This is a genomic window from Secundilactobacillus sp. MJ173 (assembly GCF_059704265.1).
Map to the genome: position 1 here is coordinate 38,647 of NZ_BAAKGN010000013.1, position 16,788 is coordinate 55,434.

Consider the following 16,788-nt stretch of genomic DNA (forward strand, 5'->3'; position numbering starts at 1 on the left):
AATTTCATTAAAAGGCTTTTTGGGCTAAATCCATCCCGTATAATATGAGGGACACCTCACCTTGGTGATTAAATTCCATAAGGCGGAACCACTGATGTTACTCACTTATAAAGTCGAAATTAAACCGACTGAAAAACAAGCCTGGCAGATTGATTGCCATATTGGTGGCAGTCGTTGGGCCTACAACCTGTTTTTGGATATCAATCAGCAACGCTACGAAATGGGTTATTGCTACTTAAACGCATACGCTTTTAGTAAGTGGTTTAACCATGAGTATCTAAAAGCTAACCCTGATGATCTATGGATCAAGGATTTATATGCTAAATCGGTTAAACAGGCCTTTATCGATGCTGACACAGCTATGAAACGGTTCTTTAAGAAACTGAGTGGCTTCCCACATTGGCGGTCGTTTAAACGCGGTCAGGGCAGTTATTACTTTGTTAAGAACGGTAAAACGCAAATCTTTCCTTGTCAGCGTCACCGGATCAAGTTACCGAAGCTTGGCTGGGTACGTTTGAAAGAGTTTGGCTACATTCCTACAGACTCAGAACACTTCGTTATTAAACAAGGTCGGATTAAATTCAAAGCTGGTCGTTATTACTTGACTTGTTTAGTGGAACAGACCGAACTGCCAAAGTTAGAACAGACCGGCGAACCTATCGGCATTGACCTTGGTTTAAAAGAGTTTGCCATTTTAAACGATGGCACTTTGTATCACAATCAGAATAAAAGTAGTCGGATAAGACGCATCAGAAAACGTCTGCGCAGACTGCAAAGAAAATTGTCCCGTCAGTATCAAGCACTGAAAGCTAGAAGACAGAAAGAAGGGAAATCTGCTACTGATTTTAATCTAGCTAAAACTCAGCGGAAAGTGCAACGCTTGTATCAACGATTAACCAATATTCAGTTGGATTATCAAAATAAGATTATTGCTGCTGTGGTGAGAACCAAACCGCAGTGGGTAGCCTTAGAAGACTTGAATGTTAAGGGTATGATGAAAAATCGGCATTTAGCTAAAGCCGTTAGTTACCAAGGATTCTACAACTTTAGAATCAAATTAGCTTCTAAATGCCAGCAGTTAGGTATTCCAGTACACTTAACCAACCGTTTTGAACCGACTTCTAAAGTGTGTCACCATTGTGGTCATAAAAAAGTTGATTTAAAGCTAAGTGAGCGAACCTATCAATGTCCTAAATGTAGTTATACCGTAGATCGTGATATTAATGCGGCCCTGAATATCAGGGATACTGAAAACTTTGAATTAGCCTACTAACACGGGCTTCAAAGCATGTACCGGTGGCTAGCCGGAAATTAACGCTTGTGGACTATCATATCAACTGTATTAGCGAGTTTCATGCGAGACAGGATAGGAAGAAGCAAGAATAATCTATAACTTTTTATAAGTTATCAGTAGCAGAGTATGCATGAAATACCAAGCTTTTTTCTGGGACTTTGACGGCACCATATTTGATACGTACCCCATCATGGTGCAGGCATTTATGACGGCTTTGACTCAGCAGCAGGTTTCTGAAATTGAACTAGATGAGCAAGACATCTACGAAACCATGCGGCAGCATTCGTTAGGGACGGCTTTGCAAAAATTTAGTGCTGAATTCAGTATTCAAGCCGATCAGTTAGAACGTGACTACCGGCAAAATGAACGAGGACGGATTGCGCAGGCCAAACCGTTTGATGGGATGGTGGGCTTACTTCAGCAGCTAGCGGATGCGGGTGGCAAGCATTATTTATTGACCCATCGCAACCAAAGCGCCATGCAATTGCTACAAGCTGCAGGCATCAAAAAACTGTTCACTGATGAAGTCACCAGTGAACAGCCTTTTCCACGGAAACCGAATCCGGCTTCGTTGAATGCTTTAATTAAACGTCATGAAGTTCAAAAGGCTTCAGCCATAATGATTGGCGATCGAACCTTGGACGTTGATGCGGGGCATAATGCCGGCATCGCGGGCGCCTTGTTTGACCCCGGTCGTCTCATCGATGGTGGTCCTAGTCATCCTGAGATCAACGTGACCAACGTCATTGGCTTAAGGGATGCATTGCTTCAATAATTGCTGAGGATCCGGTCAACTGAGCCGCCATAGCTTTCACCAAATAAATTCAGGTGAGCCATGAGGTAGTAGAGTTGATACCAAGGTAATCGCTGCTGGAAGCCGGGCCGCAATGGATAAGTATCATTGTAGCCTTGGTAGAACCGGTCATCAAAACCACCGAAAACCGTGGTCATGGCTAAATCAAATTCACGGTCACCGTAAAGCACATCAGGATCGATTAAAGCTGGTTTGCCGTCAGCAGTGAACATAACGTTGCCAAACCAAAGATCGCCGTGCAATAAACTGGGAACCGATTCGTGAACTTGATCATCACCTAGAATAATCTGGCAGAGCCGCTGAAGGTGGTCCTGCCTTTTTTGATTCCAAAGGCCGTGCTCAGATGCCCGTTTAGCCAGTACTTCCAGTCGTTGGTGAACGTAGAAATCGCCCCAACTAGCTTGCCAAGTATTGATTTTGGGTAATTTACCGTCAACATCGTGATCGAAGCCAAACTGGTCGTTGTGAATTTGGTGGACGTGCGCAACCAGCTGGCCCAAATCATACTGGTCACCGGTGCCGGCTTCCAACCACGATAAGATCAAGTAGGCATCATTATTGATTCGACCAGAGGCGACGACTTCCGGAACCAGAGCGGCTTGACCCAGTAATTTGAGCCCCTCGATTTCGTGTTGATAGAACGATTGTTCACGGTTTGGCTGTACCAATAAGAAATAGGGTCCGGTCGCTGTATCTAAACGATAAGCTTGATTGATATCGCCACCTGAAATTGGTGTGACGCCTTTAATTTCTTTAATCGGTAGTTGTTCAAACCACTTGTTATCCATAATAAGCCATCCTTTCGTCAATTATTTGGTTTCGAAGTAAGCACTCAAACCGTTTGTTACGTCTTTAGCGACCTTGTTTTGATAGGTTGGGCTTTCAATTGCTTTGAAATCCTTGTCAGTATTAATGTAACCCATCTCTAATAGTAGCGCAGGACGGAGATTGTCGCGAATCACTTCAAAGTTACCCACTTCAACACCTTTATTCTCAATGGGCAAACCAACGAGGTGTTGGTTAATGGTTCGGGCTAACTTAAGGGAAGTATTTGCATGATAGTAGTATGTTGTGAATCCTGATCCTAGATTATTGCCAGGGCTGGAGTCGTAATGAAAGCTGATGAAGGCGTCAGCGTGGTTATCCGTCGCCATTTCAGGTCGCGCACCCAGTGAAACGTCCTGGTCACCGGTACGAGTCATGATCACGTGGGCGCCGCGAGCAGTGAGCTGATGACGCACTTTCTTGGCTAACTGCAGCGTGTAGGTTTTTTCATCGTGCTTTTGATCAATTGACAGTGCGCCGGAGTCGCTGCCACCGTGACCAGGATCTAAGACAATGGTGGCTTCAGAAAGGTTAGTCGCTGTTTGGATTTTACCGGATTGATTGATCAGCCAGCTGGCTACCCAGCCGAATTGATGATCGTCGTAGCGCACCTTATACCAGTTGTCTTTTTTCTGAACAATGTAAACGGCCTGTCCCTTTTTCAGGATAGTCTTCGTTTGATAATTAATATTAGGGCCTGTGCGTACGTTAATGTTTGCAATCGGTGTGGTTAAGCGGTCTTGACGGACAGTTTGAAAGACGGCGATACCGAGAGTCAGTAGGAGTACAAATGAAATAACGATTTGCTGCCAATGTTGTTTAAGGTAGTTCAAATTGAGTTCCTCGATTAGTTTTCCTATAATTATAGGATATTTTCAGTTAAAGATACAGCCTCCGGTTAAATCGTCCTTGACTTTTAGTGGGTAACTGAGTAGTCTTATTGGTAGTTAAATAAATGAAACACCGATGAAAAAGATGAGTAAATAACCCGTGACTTTCAGAAAGTATCTGGTTGATGAAAAGATACAGCAGGCGGGAAGTTGAAGACACTTTTGAGGTGAATAAGCGATTATTCGTGTCCAACGTTATGGATGAGTTAATTTAAGGTGGTACCGTGCGAAGCACCCTTGTGAAAACAAGGGTGCTTTTTATTTTTTTCGGCACCTTTAACTTCAGCGAAAATCGGAAAGGAAGATACTATGCGTTATCAGCGACCAAAAGGCACTGCGGACATTTTGCCTGGTGAGAGTCAGCACTGGCAGTATGTTGAGACAGTTGCGCGTCAAGTATTCAAGAAGTATCGGTTCGAAGAAATTCGAACACCGTTATTTGAAAATTTTGAAGTATTTTCCAGAACTTCTGGGGACACTTCAGACATTGTCACTAAAGAAATGTACGACTTTAAGGACAAGGGTGATCGACACATTAGCTTGCGTCCAGAAGGCACAGCTGGTGTTGTTCGGGCTTTCGTAGAAAACAAGCTTTATGGGCCAGAAGTTCAAAAACCGTTTAAGACTTACTACATGGGTCAGATGTACCGTTATGAACGGCCGCAATCAGGTCGGCAACGGGAATTCCATCAAATCGGGGTGGAGGCGTTTGGCTCCGATGAACCCGCGTTAGACGTGGAAGTTATTGCCATGGGTCGTGACTTGTTCAAGCACTTTGGCATCGATAATCTGCGGTTAGCCATTAATACGCTAGGCGATAAGGAGTCTCGTGATAGTTATCGTCAAGCTTTGATTGATTATTTGGAACCGCACTATGATGAATTGAGTGAAGATTCTCAAGTTCGGCTGCACAAGAACCCGCTGCGGGTATTGGATAGCAAGGATGAAAAGGACAAGAAGTTTGTGGCGGATGCGCCATCCATTTTGGATTACCTGACGCCTGCTGCCCAAGCTCATTTTGATCAAGTCAAAAGTCTTTTGACTGCTTTAGGTATCGACTACGTGGTGGATTCAACCATGGTTCGTGGCCTGGATTATTACAACCACACCATCTTTGAATTCATGGTTGATTCTAAAGCGCTGGGTCACGGCTATACCACGGTTTGCGCCGGTGGCCGTTACAACGGTTTGGTTGAAGAATTAGGCGGCCCAGAAGTTTCTGGTGTCGGTTTCGGCCTAGGAATGGAACGGCTGATTCTTTTGATGGAGGCTGAAGGCGTTCAGTTCCCTGAAGAACATCACTTAGATGCTTACGTTGTCGGTATTGGTGATGAAGCCAACGCCACCACGCTGCAAGTGGTTCAATCATTGCGTTCACAAGATTATTCAGCTGATCGCGACTACTTGGCCCGCAAGCCGAAAGCGCAGTTTAAAACGGCTGATCGCTTAAGCGCAGCCTACACGCTGACCGTTGGTGAGGCTGAATTAGCTGCTAAAACGATTCACGTGAAAAACATGACTTCTGGTAACGAAGTGACAGCGCCGTTGGCTGATGTCATGACTCATTTTGCTGACGTTATATCAAATATTGATTAAGAGGAGAATAAGATGAAGCGAACAACATACGCCGGTCTGGTGGACGAAAAATATCTTGATCAAGATGTCGTCTTAAAGGGCTGGGTTCAAAAGCGCCGCGATTTAGGCGGTTTGATTTTTATTGATTTACGGGATCGTGAAGGAATCGTTCAATTAGTATTCAGTGAAGAATTCGATAAGGACGCGCTGGCCGTTGCTGACCAGTTACGGAACGAATACGTGATCGAAGTGAAGGGTCACGTGGTCCCTCGTGCTGAACATGAAGTTAACGACAAGATGCGCACTGGTAAGATCGAAGTCCGGGTCTCAGAAATTAACTTGTTGAATAAGGCTAAAAACCCACCATTTTACATTCAAGATAATATCAACGTGTCTGATGATCTGCGGTTGAAGTACCGTTACTTAGACTTGCGTCGGCCAGAAATGCAACGTGGGTTGATGATTCGTAATCGAATCACCCAATCAGTCCACAGCTACTTTGACTCACAAGGCTTCATTGACATTGAAACCCCTGATTTGACCAAGTCAACACCAGAAGGGGCCCGGGACTACCTGGTACCTTCACGGGTTTACCCAGGCCATTTCTACGCTTTGCCACAATCACCACAACTGTTTAAGCAGTTATTGATGGGTGCTGGCTTTGACCGTTACTACCAAATCGCTCGTTGTTTCCGTGACGAAGATTTACGTGGTGACCGTCAACCTGAATTTACCCAAATCGATATGGAAACTTCTTTCTTGGATGCCGAAGAAATTCAGGATCTGACTGAAGGCTTGATTGCTAAGGTCATGAAAGAAACCTTGGATATTGATGTTAAATTGCCATTTGATCGCTTAGATTGGGACGAATCAATGGCCCGGTTTGGGACTGACCAGCCAGATGTCCGGTTTGGTATGGAATTAAAAGACTTGGGTGACTTAGTTGATGACCTAGGCTTTAACGTCTTCAACAACGTCCTCAAAGATGGCGGCCAAGTTAAGGCAATTGCCGTTCCTGGTGGGGCTGACAAGTATTCCCGTAAGGATATCGACAAGTTCGTTGAACATATTGACCGCTTTGGCGCCAAGGGCTTGCCTTGGTTGAAGGTCACTGAAGACAACTTCACTGGTCCAATCGCCAAGTTCTTTAAGGATAACGCAGAATTATACAAGGCGATTACTGAACGGACTGGTGCCAAGCCTGGCGACCTGCTGTTGTTCGCTTGTGATTCCAGCCGTGTAGTTGCCCAAACCTTGGATTACCTACGTCGGACCATTGCTAAAGAATTAGATCTGATCGACGAATCGAAGTTTGCGTTCCTCTGGGTCGTTAACTGGCCACTGTTTGACTACGATGTTGACTTGAAACGTTGGGTACCAGCCCATCACCCATTCACCATGCCAAAGGCTGGCGACGAGCATTACTTGGACGAAGGCGAAGATCCTCACAAAGCTTACGCTCAAAGTTACGACATCATCTTAAACGGTCTGGAGTTGGGTGGCGGTTCAATCCGTATCCACACTCGTGACCTGCAAATGAAGATGTTCAAAGCACTAGGCTTCACTAAAGAACGAGCAGAAGACCAATTTGGTTACCTGCTAAATGCTTTGGATTATGGTTTTCCGCCTCATGGTGGTCTGGCTATCGGCTTGGATCGCTTTGCCCGCTTGTTAGCTAAGCGTGGTAACATTCGAGACGTGATTGCCTTCCCTAAGAACTCGAAGGCTGTTGAACCATTAACAGCTGCACCAACCACGGTTTCTGACAAACAACTGCAAGATTTGAGCTTGTTTGTCACTAAATCAGATGACGATGAAGACAAGTAAATTATTAATTTGAATTAAAAAAGCTGCCTTTCCGGTTGACGGAAAGGTAGCTTTTTTAGGTCTTATTCAACCTTATTTAATCGCTTTTTGATCTGTTTCAGGACCAAAGGCCGCGATGATGATGGCTGCAGCAACAGCAATTGCTGCAATCCCGTAGTACAAGAACGATGGTGAGGCACTGGTGATGATGATAGCAACCACTGTTGGCATCAAAACGTTCAATAATTTTGAAATTCCGTTGGCAATGCCGGCACCACGGAACCGGTGGCTAGTTTCAAATAATTCGTTGGTATAGATACTAACAACGGTGGCAACCAGGATGTAAAGGGTAACCGTTAGTAAGAAGCCGTTGATGATAATGCCTAAAGTGGTAGTTTCATAAGCGTAAGCGATACCTAGCAGTGCTACGGCAATGAAACCGGGGATGATAACTTTTTTCCGGCCAGCACGGTCAACCAAGCCAGCACCGATAGCTGAACCGATTGGGGCACCGATCATCATGATGGCTGAGAAACCAATTGAACTCACGATACTGATGCCTCGTTTGAGCAGCAGCGTTGGTACCCAAGTGGTGAATGTGTATTGGCAAAGCAGGGTAGCACTAACGGCGATGATAGCAATAAACAATCCTTTTGCAAAACTAATGTGGCTGATGGTTTCGTTTTTGTCTTGAAGTTCGCCTTCTTCGTATAAACCGCGAGTAGTGAGTTGTTTGATAATAGCGTTAGCTTCTTCAGTGCGACCTTTAGAGAGTAACCAACGTGGTGATTCTGGGAAATGGCGACGGGCGAACCACAGGGCCAAGGCAAGAATACCGATCAATAAGAACATCGAGCGCCAGCCAAACTTTGGAATCATGAAGGTGGCGATCAACAGGGTAATGGGTGCGCCACTGTTAGCAACGATGGCGGTCATCCCTGACCAGTGACCACGGCGCTTGATTGGGGCAAATTCATTCACGATGGCGTAGCTGGTAACAATTTCTGCACCCAGACCAGTTGCGGCTAGAAAACGGAAAATGGTCAGGATAATGATATTTGGTGCAAAAGTTGAAAGGAGGGTAAAGACCCCGAATAAGAGTAGGTTATATTGATAGGACTTCTTCCGGCCGTAAAAGTCACCGATGTAACCAGCCAGCAGGGATCCTAGGAAGAGACCTAGAAAGCCGCTTGAGAGAAACATTGAGCCTTGCTGAATACTCGCAAAGCCTGAGCTGGTGATGGCGCCGTTAATCGCGCCTGCTATGTAAACGTCGGCGGCATCTAACATGATACCGGCACCCGCTAAGCCGAAAACTTTGTAGAATAGTGGGGTTTCTTTTGCTGAGTTGAGTTGAGTTTCTAGATTCATTGCAGATGCTTCCATTGGCGTTGCCTCCTATTATTGTGAATACTTGTTAGTCAGTCATAAATTGAGCCATTTTTTCTGGTGCGTACATGGCGTCTCTGGCATTGACTTTATCTAAGCCAACAAACTCGTTGAATTTGGGGAAAGTGATCATGTGATCCTTGTACGCTTTAGTGGTGTCCTCTCGTTGAAGTGTTTTGACCAATTGTTCTTCTGCGTAAGTTTGTGTGTAAGTCATCGCGGTGGGATGAACGACAATGTTGAAGCCTAGCCGTTCCAGGTCTTCTGTCTTTGTTAGCGGTGTCTTGCCATCCTCGATCATATTGGCCATCATTGGCGTATCGGGAAAGGCTTCGTGGATTTTTTCCAATTCCTCACTGCTTTGTGGGGCTTCAATAAAGATTAGGTCCGCGCCAGCTGCCTTGTAGCGCCTGCTACGTTCAATAGCGTCATCTAAACCGTAAACGGCTCGAGCATCCGTTCGTGACATAATGAGGAAGTCGTCATGCTTGCGGGCTGCTTTAGCTGCTTTGATCTTCGCTTCAAGGACTTCAGTCGGTTCAACCTTTTTACCATCCATGTGACCACAGCGTTTTGGCCAAACTTGGTCTTCAATGAAGATGCCGGCAGCACCAATGGCTTCGTAGCATTCCACGGTTCGTTTGACGTTGTCTAAATCACCGTAGCCGGTGTCTGCGTCGGCAAAAACGGGAATGTCGACGGCGTTAATAATTTCCCGGCAACGTTCAAGGGCGAGGCCAAAATCGCTGATACCACGATCTGGCATGGCTAAGGCGGAAGCGCTGGTGGCGTAACCGGCGCTAAAGACGGCTTTTGCACCACAAGATTGAGCAATTTTAGCGGCTAGAGCATCTGGCGCAACCATCATTCGGACAATGTGGCCGCTCATAACATCGGTTTTAAATTGATGACGCATGCGATCATTTTTCAGCATATGCGATCGCTCCTTTCTTTAATTCAGTGAGTGCTTGTTGGCGAGCTTGTTGGGCTTGACGTGCCAGATAGCCGGTATCTAACCAAGCTGTAATGCCGGAGTTATGTGGGGTGTTCGGTGTCCAAGTGGCGATGATGGGTAACTCTGGTGTTGCGGCAATAATGGTATTTAATTGATCATCGGTGTAGTGGTCGATGATGATGGCGTCAGCACCAATGTTAGCCAGATAATGGATACGCTGTAGAATACCCTTGGTACCGTAATCCCAGATGCCCTCTAACTTGATCCATAACTCGGTAGCGTCGTTTTCCAAACCATCTTGAGCTGCTTTGGCTTTCCCAAGTAAATCAGCAGGAGTGGTAGTGGTGGGCTGGTTAAGTGAATGTGAAGGATAAGTTTGATCATTTAAAATGATGGTATCCGCACCTGAACGTTCCAGCTCTTGCGCTGCGTAGTAAGTATTCAATGGATTGCCAAAGCCGGATTGCAGATCATAGATGAGCGATGATGTTTTCTTGAGGTGCATGTCGCGGCAAAACTTGGCGTATTCCGATAGGGTCAGGAGCCCCTGATTGTTTTCGGCCAATAGTGCCTGGGTGGTTAAAGTGCCATCCAAGAAAATTGCGGGAAAGGTGGATTGACTTAATAAAGTCATGGTTTGGCCATCGCCAGCCGCCGGAATAATGGGTTGGTCCATGGAAGTGAGTGTGTGAATCAAAGATGCTGTCATATAACATTCCTCCTGATCAGATAGTAAATTAAAATAAAATGAGAAAAGCGCCCTTCGAAGTTAAATCTTCGAAGGGCGCTTTACAATGCGCGGTACCACCTTGTCTTCGTTACATAAGTAACCTTAACGAGCACGATTAAATCGTATTCGCTGGCCTTGATAACGGGGGCACCCAGTAGACACTCAAACATCGCATCTACAGCTCAGAGCCTACTTTCAACTTGTCTCACTATCTGCTTGCACCAAACGCAGACTCTCTAAAAATGAGGAAAAGTTTACTCTTGCTCGTCATTGCTTTAATCATTTTTTAATTTAAGAGTATCTTACCCGTTATTTTATTATTTGTAAAGCACTTATTTTAAATTAGTTTTGGGTCTGCTAACTTGATAGTGTGCGATTTACTTGTTTCCTACTACTAAGTGCATTATACTTATTTCATTAAATTTAGAGGTGAAATAAATGAGTGAACAGACGAAACATTTTGAGATAGCAATTTTTGCCGGTGGCTGTTTTTGGTGTATGGTGAAGCCATTCGACACCCAGCCAGGCATCGAAAAAGTGGTTTCTGGTTATACTGGCGGTCACGTAGCCAATCCCACGTATGAACAGGTAAAAAGCCACACCACAGGGCATACCGAAGCCGTCAAAATTACCTTTGATCCTGAAGTGATGTCATATGAAAAACTGGTCCAAATTTACTGGCAGCAGACTGACCCAACGGATGCTATGGGGCAGTTCCAAGACCGCGGGGATAACTACCGGCCGGTGATTTTCGTTAAAGATGAAAAGCAACGTCAGATTGCTGAGAAATCTCGCCAAGCTTTGATTGATAGTAATCAGTTTGATGAACCCATCGTGACTCAGATCGAGGATGCTAAACTTTTTTATGAAGCCGAGGAAGAACATCAGGACTTCTACCGTAAAAATCCTGAACGGTTCGCTATGGAAGAAGCGGGTGGACGGGAAAAATTTGTCGAACAGCATTGGCAAGAATCAGAAACTAAATGAGTTAGGCTTAGAAATCAAAAAGAATGCTGTGCAGTAGGAAAAGGTATGCTATGCTAAGATACTGATAGTAACCTACAATTGGATAAGAGGGTTTGTTATGGATGATGTACAGCGGTTAGTCAAACGCCATCAATCAATTGGAAAGATTTCTACTGCATTTATATATGGTATTTTAGTTTCGATAGCCATGAACTTTTTCTGGACACCCGGACACATTTATTCGTCTGGGATCACTGGGCTGGCTCAAATTGTGACCACGCTGACAGAACGGCACTTAACGTTTGTGATTTCAACGGCGGTGGGCCTGTTTTTACTGAACGTGCCACTGTTTGTGCTCGCTTGGCGGCAAATCAGTCATAACTTCACCATGTACACGGTGATCACGGTTTTTCTAGCCAGTTTGATGATCAAGATGTTGCATCCTGTTCATCTAACGACTGATCCGATTATTTGTGCTCTGTTTGGTGGGGCAGTCAACGGCTTTGGGACGGGTTTAGCTCTGAAAAACGGGATCTCAACTGGTGGACTGGATATTTTAGGCATTGTGATTCGCCGTAAGACAGGGCGTTCCATTGGTACCATTAACATTGCCTTTAATTCACTGATTATTTTAGCTGCCGGGTTCCTATACGGCTGGCCTCACGCGTTTTATTCCGCGATTGGGTTAGTGGTCAACGCCAGAGTCATGGACATGACCTATACGCGTCAGCAGTTGATGCAAGTCATGATTATTACTGATCGACCAAAAACGGTGATCGATTCGATTCAAAATCATATCCGGCGCGGAATCACGATTGTCCATGATGCGGAAGGTGCGTACCACCACGATACGAAAACCATCCTGTTCACCGTTATCTCACGTTACGAAATGTCTGATTTGGAGGAAGCCATGGATGAAGCTGATTCCAGTGCCTTCGTCAGTGTTTCGGAAATTTATAAGGTTTTGGGGCATTTTTATGAGCCAAAACTGTGAGTGAGTGTGACACAACTCGGTAGATTCCAGAATTTAAGGTGAATAATGCCTATTTCCAGCGAACTTTGCGGGGAATAGGCATTATTTGCGTCAAATGGTCGGAATCTGAGTTGTGGCATCGGATTAGGCGATATTGAAGTGTTGAGCTAGGACAGACTTTAACTGTCCTGAATTTAAGAAACTAGTGGCAAATCACGTCAAAGAAGACTGATGTCATACCCGTTATTGGACAAATTCTTAAATTCTCATAAAAGCCAGCTACTTAAAATATGAATGTGGTATAATACCATGTTGTGCGTTGCGACACCGGTTGTTTGGTGGCGTAACACAGGAGAAAAATAGAATTGGTGGTCTGCTGTGAAAGTCATTTATATTTGGCTGGTCCGGTTGATATCTGCGCTGAACTTTTTTAAGCGAGGCAAGGTTCATTCAGTTATTTACCTGATGAGTTTCGGCAATAATTTGAAGTTTATACTAGCTCTGGCTGATAAACTACCTGAGGGTCAGCAGTTGGTCGTATTTTACCGACCCGACGTTGAGGTAGAAGCTACACAACTCGCAGCTTATGGCGTGAAAGTGATTCCGTTTCTTGATAACCTGCATTTTGTCTTTACGGGAATCCCAGTGATCATGTCTTCACGGTTGATTTTCTGCGATAATTATTACGCGTTTTTAGGTGGGTTATTGCATCCGCGGCATGCTAAGATTGTTCAGCTTTGGCATGCTAACGGTGCTATTAAGCAATTCGGTTGGGGAGATCCAACAACGAGTCACCGGTCCAAAGCTGATCAGCGTCGTTTCCAGCGCGTGTATGATCAGTTTGATGATTACGTGGTGGCTTCTGATGCCATGGGCAACGTTTTTCAGGATAGTTATCGTGTGCCGCGTTCACGGATGAAACTCATGGGTTACCCGCGGTCTGACCGGTTCTTCTCGGCTAAGTGGCAACAAGGAGCACTGAATCGAATCAATCGGTTAGCTCCAGGACTAACGAAACACCGAGTGATTTTATATGCACCAACGTACCGGGATTCGATGACTTTTGAACTGACACCGGAGTTAAAAGATGCACTGGTGGCGGATCCGAATGCGGTGGTGGTAATCAAGCTTCACCCGTTGCTGCAGAAGTACGAACAGCGATTTAGTCAATCAATGACGCATCAAGTCCGTTTTTATCCGCAACTGTCAACCACAGATCTGCTGATGGTAACGGAGACTTTGATCACTGACTATTCGTCCATCGCTTTCGATTATAGTTTACTGCCAAACGCTCATAGCTTGCTTTTCTATATGTCTGATTTAGAAGAGTACCAGCAAAATCCTGGCATTCAACCCCACTTTTTAAAGTGGTTACCGTCAGCACCTTTGCGGACGCCATCTGAGCTGCAGACAGCTATTTTAGCTGATAGTCAAACTGATTTTGACAAGTTTAACCATCATTGGAATACTTATAACGATGGTCATGCGACCCAACGGGTTGTGGAATATTACTGTCACTATTTAGCAAAATAAGTGACGTAAAGGAGTGTTAACCTTTGAAAGAGGTCGTAACCTTATTTAAGGAACAATTTGAGAGTTTAGGGATGATTTTCCGGATTTCAAAATACGAAGATCGTGCCAGTTATCAAAGCCATTATTTAGGCTTAGTTTGGGAGTATTTATACCCGCTGATTCAAATCAGTATTTACTGGCTGGTGTTCGGTGTCGGCCTTAAACACGGTCAAAGCAGCGGTGTCGATTACTTGCCATGGATGGTCATCGGGATCACCCCTTGGTTCTTCATGAACCGGGCGACGTTGGACGCTTCTAAGAGTATTTATCAACGTGTCAGCATGGTTTCTAAGATGAAGTTCCCAGTATCTGCTTTACCATCGATTAAGATCGTGTCGAATTTAAGTTCTTTTTGGACGATGTTAGTGGTGTCAATCGTGGTTGGACTGATCTACGGTATCCGCCCGAGTATTTACTGGATTGAATGGATCTACTACTTTTTCTGTATGATCATGTTCTTGGTTGCCTTTGGGATTTTTAATTCCGCTGTTTCAATCTTGATTCGTGATTATCATGTATTATTGCAATCAATGATGCGGATGCTGTTTTATATTTCTGGTGTGCTGTTCAACTTTGAAACCGGCAGTTTCCCACCAGTTGCTACCCGCCTGTTACAGTTGAACCCGTTCTTCTACGTGGTTTCTGGTTTCCGTGAAGCCATGCTGGGACAAGGCTGGTTCTGGCAGCGACCAACGTTGACCATTGAGTTTTGGCTGATTGTTTTATTCTTCTTATTAGTCGGCTCACACTTGCACTACAAGTTCCGTTCACGTTTCGTTGACTTAATTTAGTAAATAAACAAGGAGGAATTACGATGAAAGTGGCTGGACTTAAAAACCAAGTCATCAAAGGTCTAAAAATCGTGATTCGCTATGGGCTCATCGTTTTAAACGATGGGTTTATTTGTATCCCGGCTAAAAAAGATCTGATCATGTTTGAAAGTTTTAATGGTAACGATGTTAATGACAATCCGGCAGCAATTTATCACCAGTTAGTTGCAGATCGTCCGGCGCTTAAAAAGACCGCCTATTTTGGGGTTAAACCGCGTCGTTATCGTTCGTTACACGCAAAATACCCAGATATTCAGTTAGTGAAACGGTTTTCGCTTAAGTGGGTTTGGCTCATGGCCCATGCTGGTTTTTGGGTCTTGAATTCCAGATTGCCAAACTGGTGGCGCAAGAATAAGGGGACAGTGTACATTCAGACTTGGCACGGCACGCCGTTGAAACATCTGGGTGTTGACATTGAACACGTTGCGATTCCGGGAACGAAAACGGCGGATTATTACCGTCAATTTACTCGTGAAGCCGCACGTTGGGATTACCTGATTGCACCAAATGACTATTCCAAGCAAATTTTTCGGTCGGCTTTCCAGTTTCACAATCAGTTTTTAGACATTGGTTATCCAAGAAACGATGTGCTGTACCGGCAAAATACATCAGCAACGATTCAACAGTTGAAGCAGCGACTAGTGGGGGATGCCAACGCAACTGTCATTACCTACGCACCAACTTGGCGGGATGATGACGCCATCCAAACTGGTCAGTATCACTTCGAACTGCCGTTTAGCTTGCAACGCTTTTTTGAACAGGTTGATGATAATACGGTGCTGGTGTTAAGACCACACTATTTAGTGAAGGATCATATTGATATTAAAGGGTTTGAAGACCGGGTGAAAATCATTGCGGATGAGGATATTGCCAATCTTTATTTGATCACTGATTTGATGATTACCGATTATTCCTCAGTGATGTTTGATTTTGCTAACCTTAACCGGCCCATGCTATTTTATGCCTATGATTTAGAGCATTACCGCGATCAGTTACGGGGATTTTATTTTAACTACCAAGCTGAGATTCCCGGGCCACTGGCCACCACTGAGGCAGATTTTGATGGTTACGTGAAGCAGTTTGCTTCAGACGGGGACTTCGGTGATTACCGTTCTCAGTTAGCTGGTTTCAACCAGAAGTATTGTGAGTGGGAAGACGGGGCAGCTTCGCAGAAAGTTGCTGAAGTGATTTTAGGGGGAATTAATAAATGACGTTATTGATTGGTTCACACGTGAGTATGAAGGGCAAAGAGATGTTGCTCGGTTCAGCTAAGGAAGCGGCTAGTTACGGTGAAAATGTGTTCATGGTTTACACCGGAGCACCACAAAATACGCGTCGCAAGCCCATTGACGAGCTGAACATTGAAGCTGGTCACGCCTTTATGAAAGATCATGGGCTACAGCAAATCGTCGTTCATGCGCCATACGTTGTTAATTTAGGAAATACCGTTAAACCTGAAAATTATCCCTTTGCTGTTCAATTTCTGCGAGAAGAAGTTAAACGGGCGGAAGCTATTGGTGCAACTCAAATCGTTCTCCATCCTGGCGCTCACGTTGGCGCGGGTCCGGAAGCGGCCATTGCACAAATCGCTAAGGGTTTAAATGAAATTATTGAACCGGATCAAAAGGTCAAAATCGCGCTGGAAACCATGGCCGGCAAGGGGACTGAAGTGGGTATCACCTTCGAACAGCTGGCATCGATTATTGACCAGGTGGCCGATAACGATAAGCTCTCTGTTTGTTTCGATACATGCCACACCAGCGATGCGGGGTACGCTATCAAAACTGACTTTGATGGCGTGCTGAAACAGTTCGATGATGTCATCGGTCTGGAACGTCTACAGGTCATTCATTTGAATGATTCAAAGAATCCTCAGGGCAGTCACAAAGACCGGCATGAATTATTGGGTAAAGGAACTATCGGCTTTGATGCGTTAAACGCTGTGGCACATCATCCAAGCTTGGAGAATGTGCCAAAGGTGATGGAAACGCCTTGGGTGGCTGTTGATAAGAAACATAAATTCGCTCCGTATGGTTACGAGGTTGAGATGTTGAAACGACAGGTCTTTAATCCAAATATTGAAGCGGATGTGTTGGCTCAAAAGCCGTTTGACACGGGTTTTGATGATTAATGACAAAGAAACGCTACCTCGATTTTCCTCGAGATAGC

15 protein-coding genes and 1 other annotated feature are annotated in these 16,788 nt (G+C 44.9%); of the genes, 10 read left to right on the forward strand and 5 right to left on the reverse strand.

Annotation, left to right across the window (positions count from 1 at the left end; all coding sequences use genetic code 11):
- The first annotated feature begins 94 nt into the window (after positions 1-94).
- Positions 95-1,273 carry an RNA-guided endonuclease InsQ/TnpB family protein gene (locus AC6H04_RS01975; RefSeq protein WP_497570102.1) on the forward strand — a complete coding sequence of 393 codons (1,179 nt, stop codon included), beginning with the start codon at positions 95-97 and terminating at the stop codon, positions 1,271-1,273.
- A 151-nt stretch (positions 1,274-1,424) separates the two neighbouring features.
- Positions 1,425-2,069: an HAD-IA family hydrolase gene (locus tag AC6H04_RS01980; protein ID WP_497570103.1), complete on the forward strand. Its 645-nt coding sequence runs from the start codon at positions 1,425-1,427 to the stop codon at positions 2,067-2,069.
- Here AC6H04_RS01980 and AC6H04_RS01985 read toward each other — a convergent pair.
- On the reverse strand, positions 2,063-2,896 hold the full coding sequence (locus AC6H04_RS01985) for a fructosamine kinase family protein (RefSeq protein WP_497570104.1): 834 nt from the start codon (positions 2,894-2,896) through the stop codon (positions 2,063-2,065). The genes AC6H04_RS01980 and AC6H04_RS01985 overlap by 7 nt on opposite strands.
- A gap of 21 nt (positions 2,897-2,917) precedes the next feature.
- On the reverse strand, positions 2,918-3,766 hold the full coding sequence (locus tag AC6H04_RS01990) for an N-acetylmuramoyl-L-alanine amidase family protein (protein ID WP_497570105.1): 849 nt from the start codon (positions 3,764-3,766) through the stop codon (positions 2,918-2,920).
- A gap of 366 nt (positions 3,767-4,132) precedes the next feature.
- Here AC6H04_RS01990 and hisS point away from each other — a divergent pair, with 366 nt between their 5' ends.
- Together hisS and aspS are read left to right on the forward strand one after the other, a co-directional pair.
- Entirely contained in the window at positions 4,133-5,419 is a 1,287-nt protein-coding gene (gene hisS / locus AC6H04_RS01995; protein ID WP_497570106.1) for a histidine--tRNA ligase, read from the forward strand.
- 12 nt (positions 5,420-5,431) lie between these two features.
- Positions 5,432-7,225: an aspartate--tRNA ligase gene (aspS, locus tag AC6H04_RS02000; protein WP_497570107.1), complete on the forward strand. Its 1,794-nt coding sequence runs from the start codon at positions 5,432-5,434 to the stop codon at positions 7,223-7,225.
- Between the two features lie 72 nt (positions 7,226-7,297).
- On the opposite strand, the gene AC6H04_RS02005 is transcribed toward aspS, so the two are convergent.
- From AC6H04_RS02005 to AC6H04_RS02015, 3 genes are read right to left on the reverse strand one after another with little or no spacing between them, the layout of a single operon-like run.
- Positions 7,298-8,590, reverse strand: coding sequence for an MFS transporter (locus tag AC6H04_RS02005; protein WP_497570108.1), 1,293 nt, complete (start codon positions 8,588-8,590; stop codon positions 7,298-7,300).
- A 31-nt stretch (positions 8,591-8,621) separates the two neighbouring features.
- A complete protein-coding gene (locus AC6H04_RS02010; RefSeq protein ID WP_497570109.1) occupies positions 8,622-9,527 on the reverse strand; it encodes an isocitrate lyase/PEP mutase family protein in 906 nt (301 codons plus the stop codon).
- Entirely contained in the window at positions 9,514-10,257 is a 744-nt protein-coding gene (locus tag AC6H04_RS02015; RefSeq protein ID WP_497570110.1) for an isocitrate lyase/phosphoenolpyruvate mutase family protein, read from the reverse strand. Before AC6H04_RS02015 ends, AC6H04_RS02010 begins: the two co-directional genes overlap by 14 nt.
- 68 nt (positions 10,258-10,325) lie before the next feature.
- Positions 10,326-10,558 (reverse strand) — a binding site (T-box leader).
- 158 nt (positions 10,559-10,716) lie between these two features.
- Between AC6H04_RS02015 and msrA the strand changes: the two genes are divergently transcribed.
- The 6 genes from msrA (at position 10,717) to AC6H04_RS02045 (ending at position 16,750) form a co-directional block, all read left to right on the forward strand.
- A complete protein-coding gene (gene msrA, locus AC6H04_RS02020; RefSeq protein WP_497570111.1) occupies positions 10,717-11,265 on the forward strand; it encodes a peptide-methionine (S)-S-oxide reductase MsrA in 549 nt (182 codons plus the stop codon).
- Between the two features lie 97 nt (positions 11,266-11,362).
- Positions 11,363-12,238, forward strand: a complete 876-nt coding sequence (locus tag AC6H04_RS02025; RefSeq protein WP_098824869.1) for a YitT family protein — start codon at positions 11,363-11,365, stop codon at positions 12,236-12,238.
- 357 nt (positions 12,239-12,595) lie between these two features.
- Entirely contained in the window at positions 12,596-13,750 is a 1,155-nt protein-coding gene (locus tag AC6H04_RS02030; RefSeq protein WP_497570112.1) for a CDP-glycerol glycerophosphotransferase family protein, read from the forward strand.
- A 23-nt stretch (positions 13,751-13,773) separates the two neighbouring features.
- Positions 13,774-14,580, forward strand: coding sequence for an ABC transporter permease (locus AC6H04_RS02035; protein WP_497570113.1), 807 nt, complete (start codon positions 13,774-13,776; stop codon positions 14,578-14,580).
- 23 nt (positions 14,581-14,603) lie between these two features.
- On the forward strand, positions 14,604-15,830 hold the full coding sequence (locus AC6H04_RS02040; RefSeq protein WP_497570114.1) for a CDP-glycerol glycerophosphotransferase family protein: 1,227 nt from the start codon (positions 14,604-14,606) through the stop codon (positions 15,828-15,830).
- Positions 15,827-16,750 carry a deoxyribonuclease IV gene (locus AC6H04_RS02045; protein WP_497570115.1) on the forward strand — a complete coding sequence of 308 codons (924 nt, stop codon included), beginning with the start codon at positions 15,827-15,829 and terminating at the stop codon, positions 16,748-16,750. Before AC6H04_RS02040 ends, AC6H04_RS02045 begins: the two co-directional genes overlap by 4 nt.
- Positions 16,751-16,788 lie beyond the last annotated feature (38 nt).

Excerpts from the sequence above, each read along its gene's own strand:
- AC6H04_RS01975 (WP_497570102.1), top strand. The coding sequence starts at position 95 with ATGTTACTCACTTATAAAGTCGAAATTAAACCGACTGAAAAACAAGCC.
- AC6H04_RS01980 (WP_497570103.1), top strand. The coding sequence starts at position 1,425 with ATGAAATACCAAGCTTTTTTCTGGGACTTTGACGGCACCATATTTGAT.
- AC6H04_RS01985 (WP_497570104.1), bottom strand. The coding sequence starts at position 2,896 with ATGGATAACAAGTGGTTTGAACAACTACCGATTAAAGAAATTAAAGGC.
- hisS (WP_497570106.1), top strand. The coding sequence starts at position 4,133 with ATGCGTTATCAGCGACCAAAAGGCACTGCGGACATTTTGCCTGGTGAG.
- aspS (WP_497570107.1), top strand. The coding sequence starts at position 5,432 with ATGAAGCGAACAACATACGCCGGTCTGGTGGACGAAAAATATCTTGAT.
- AC6H04_RS02005 (WP_497570108.1), bottom strand. The coding sequence starts at position 8,590 with ATGGAAGCATCTGCAATGAATCTAGAAACTCAACTCAACTCAGCAAAA.
- AC6H04_RS02010 (WP_497570109.1), bottom strand. The coding sequence starts at position 9,527 with ATGCTGAAAAATGATCGCATGCGTCATCAATTTAAAACCGATGTTATG.
- AC6H04_RS02015 (WP_497570110.1), bottom strand. The coding sequence starts at position 10,257 with ATGACAGCATCTTTGATTCACACACTCACTTCCATGGACCAACCCATT.
- msrA (WP_497570111.1), top strand. The coding sequence starts at position 10,717 with ATGAGTGAACAGACGAAACATTTTGAGATAGCAATTTTTGCCGGTGGC.
- AC6H04_RS02025 (WP_098824869.1), top strand. The coding sequence starts at position 11,363 with ATGGATGATGTACAGCGGTTAGTCAAACGCCATCAATCAATTGGAAAG.
- AC6H04_RS02040 (WP_497570114.1), top strand. The coding sequence starts at position 14,604 with ATGAAAGTGGCTGGACTTAAAAACCAAGTCATCAAAGGTCTAAAAATC.
- AC6H04_RS02045 (WP_497570115.1), top strand. The coding sequence starts at position 15,827 with ATGACGTTATTGATTGGTTCACACGTGAGTATGAAGGGCAAAGAGATG.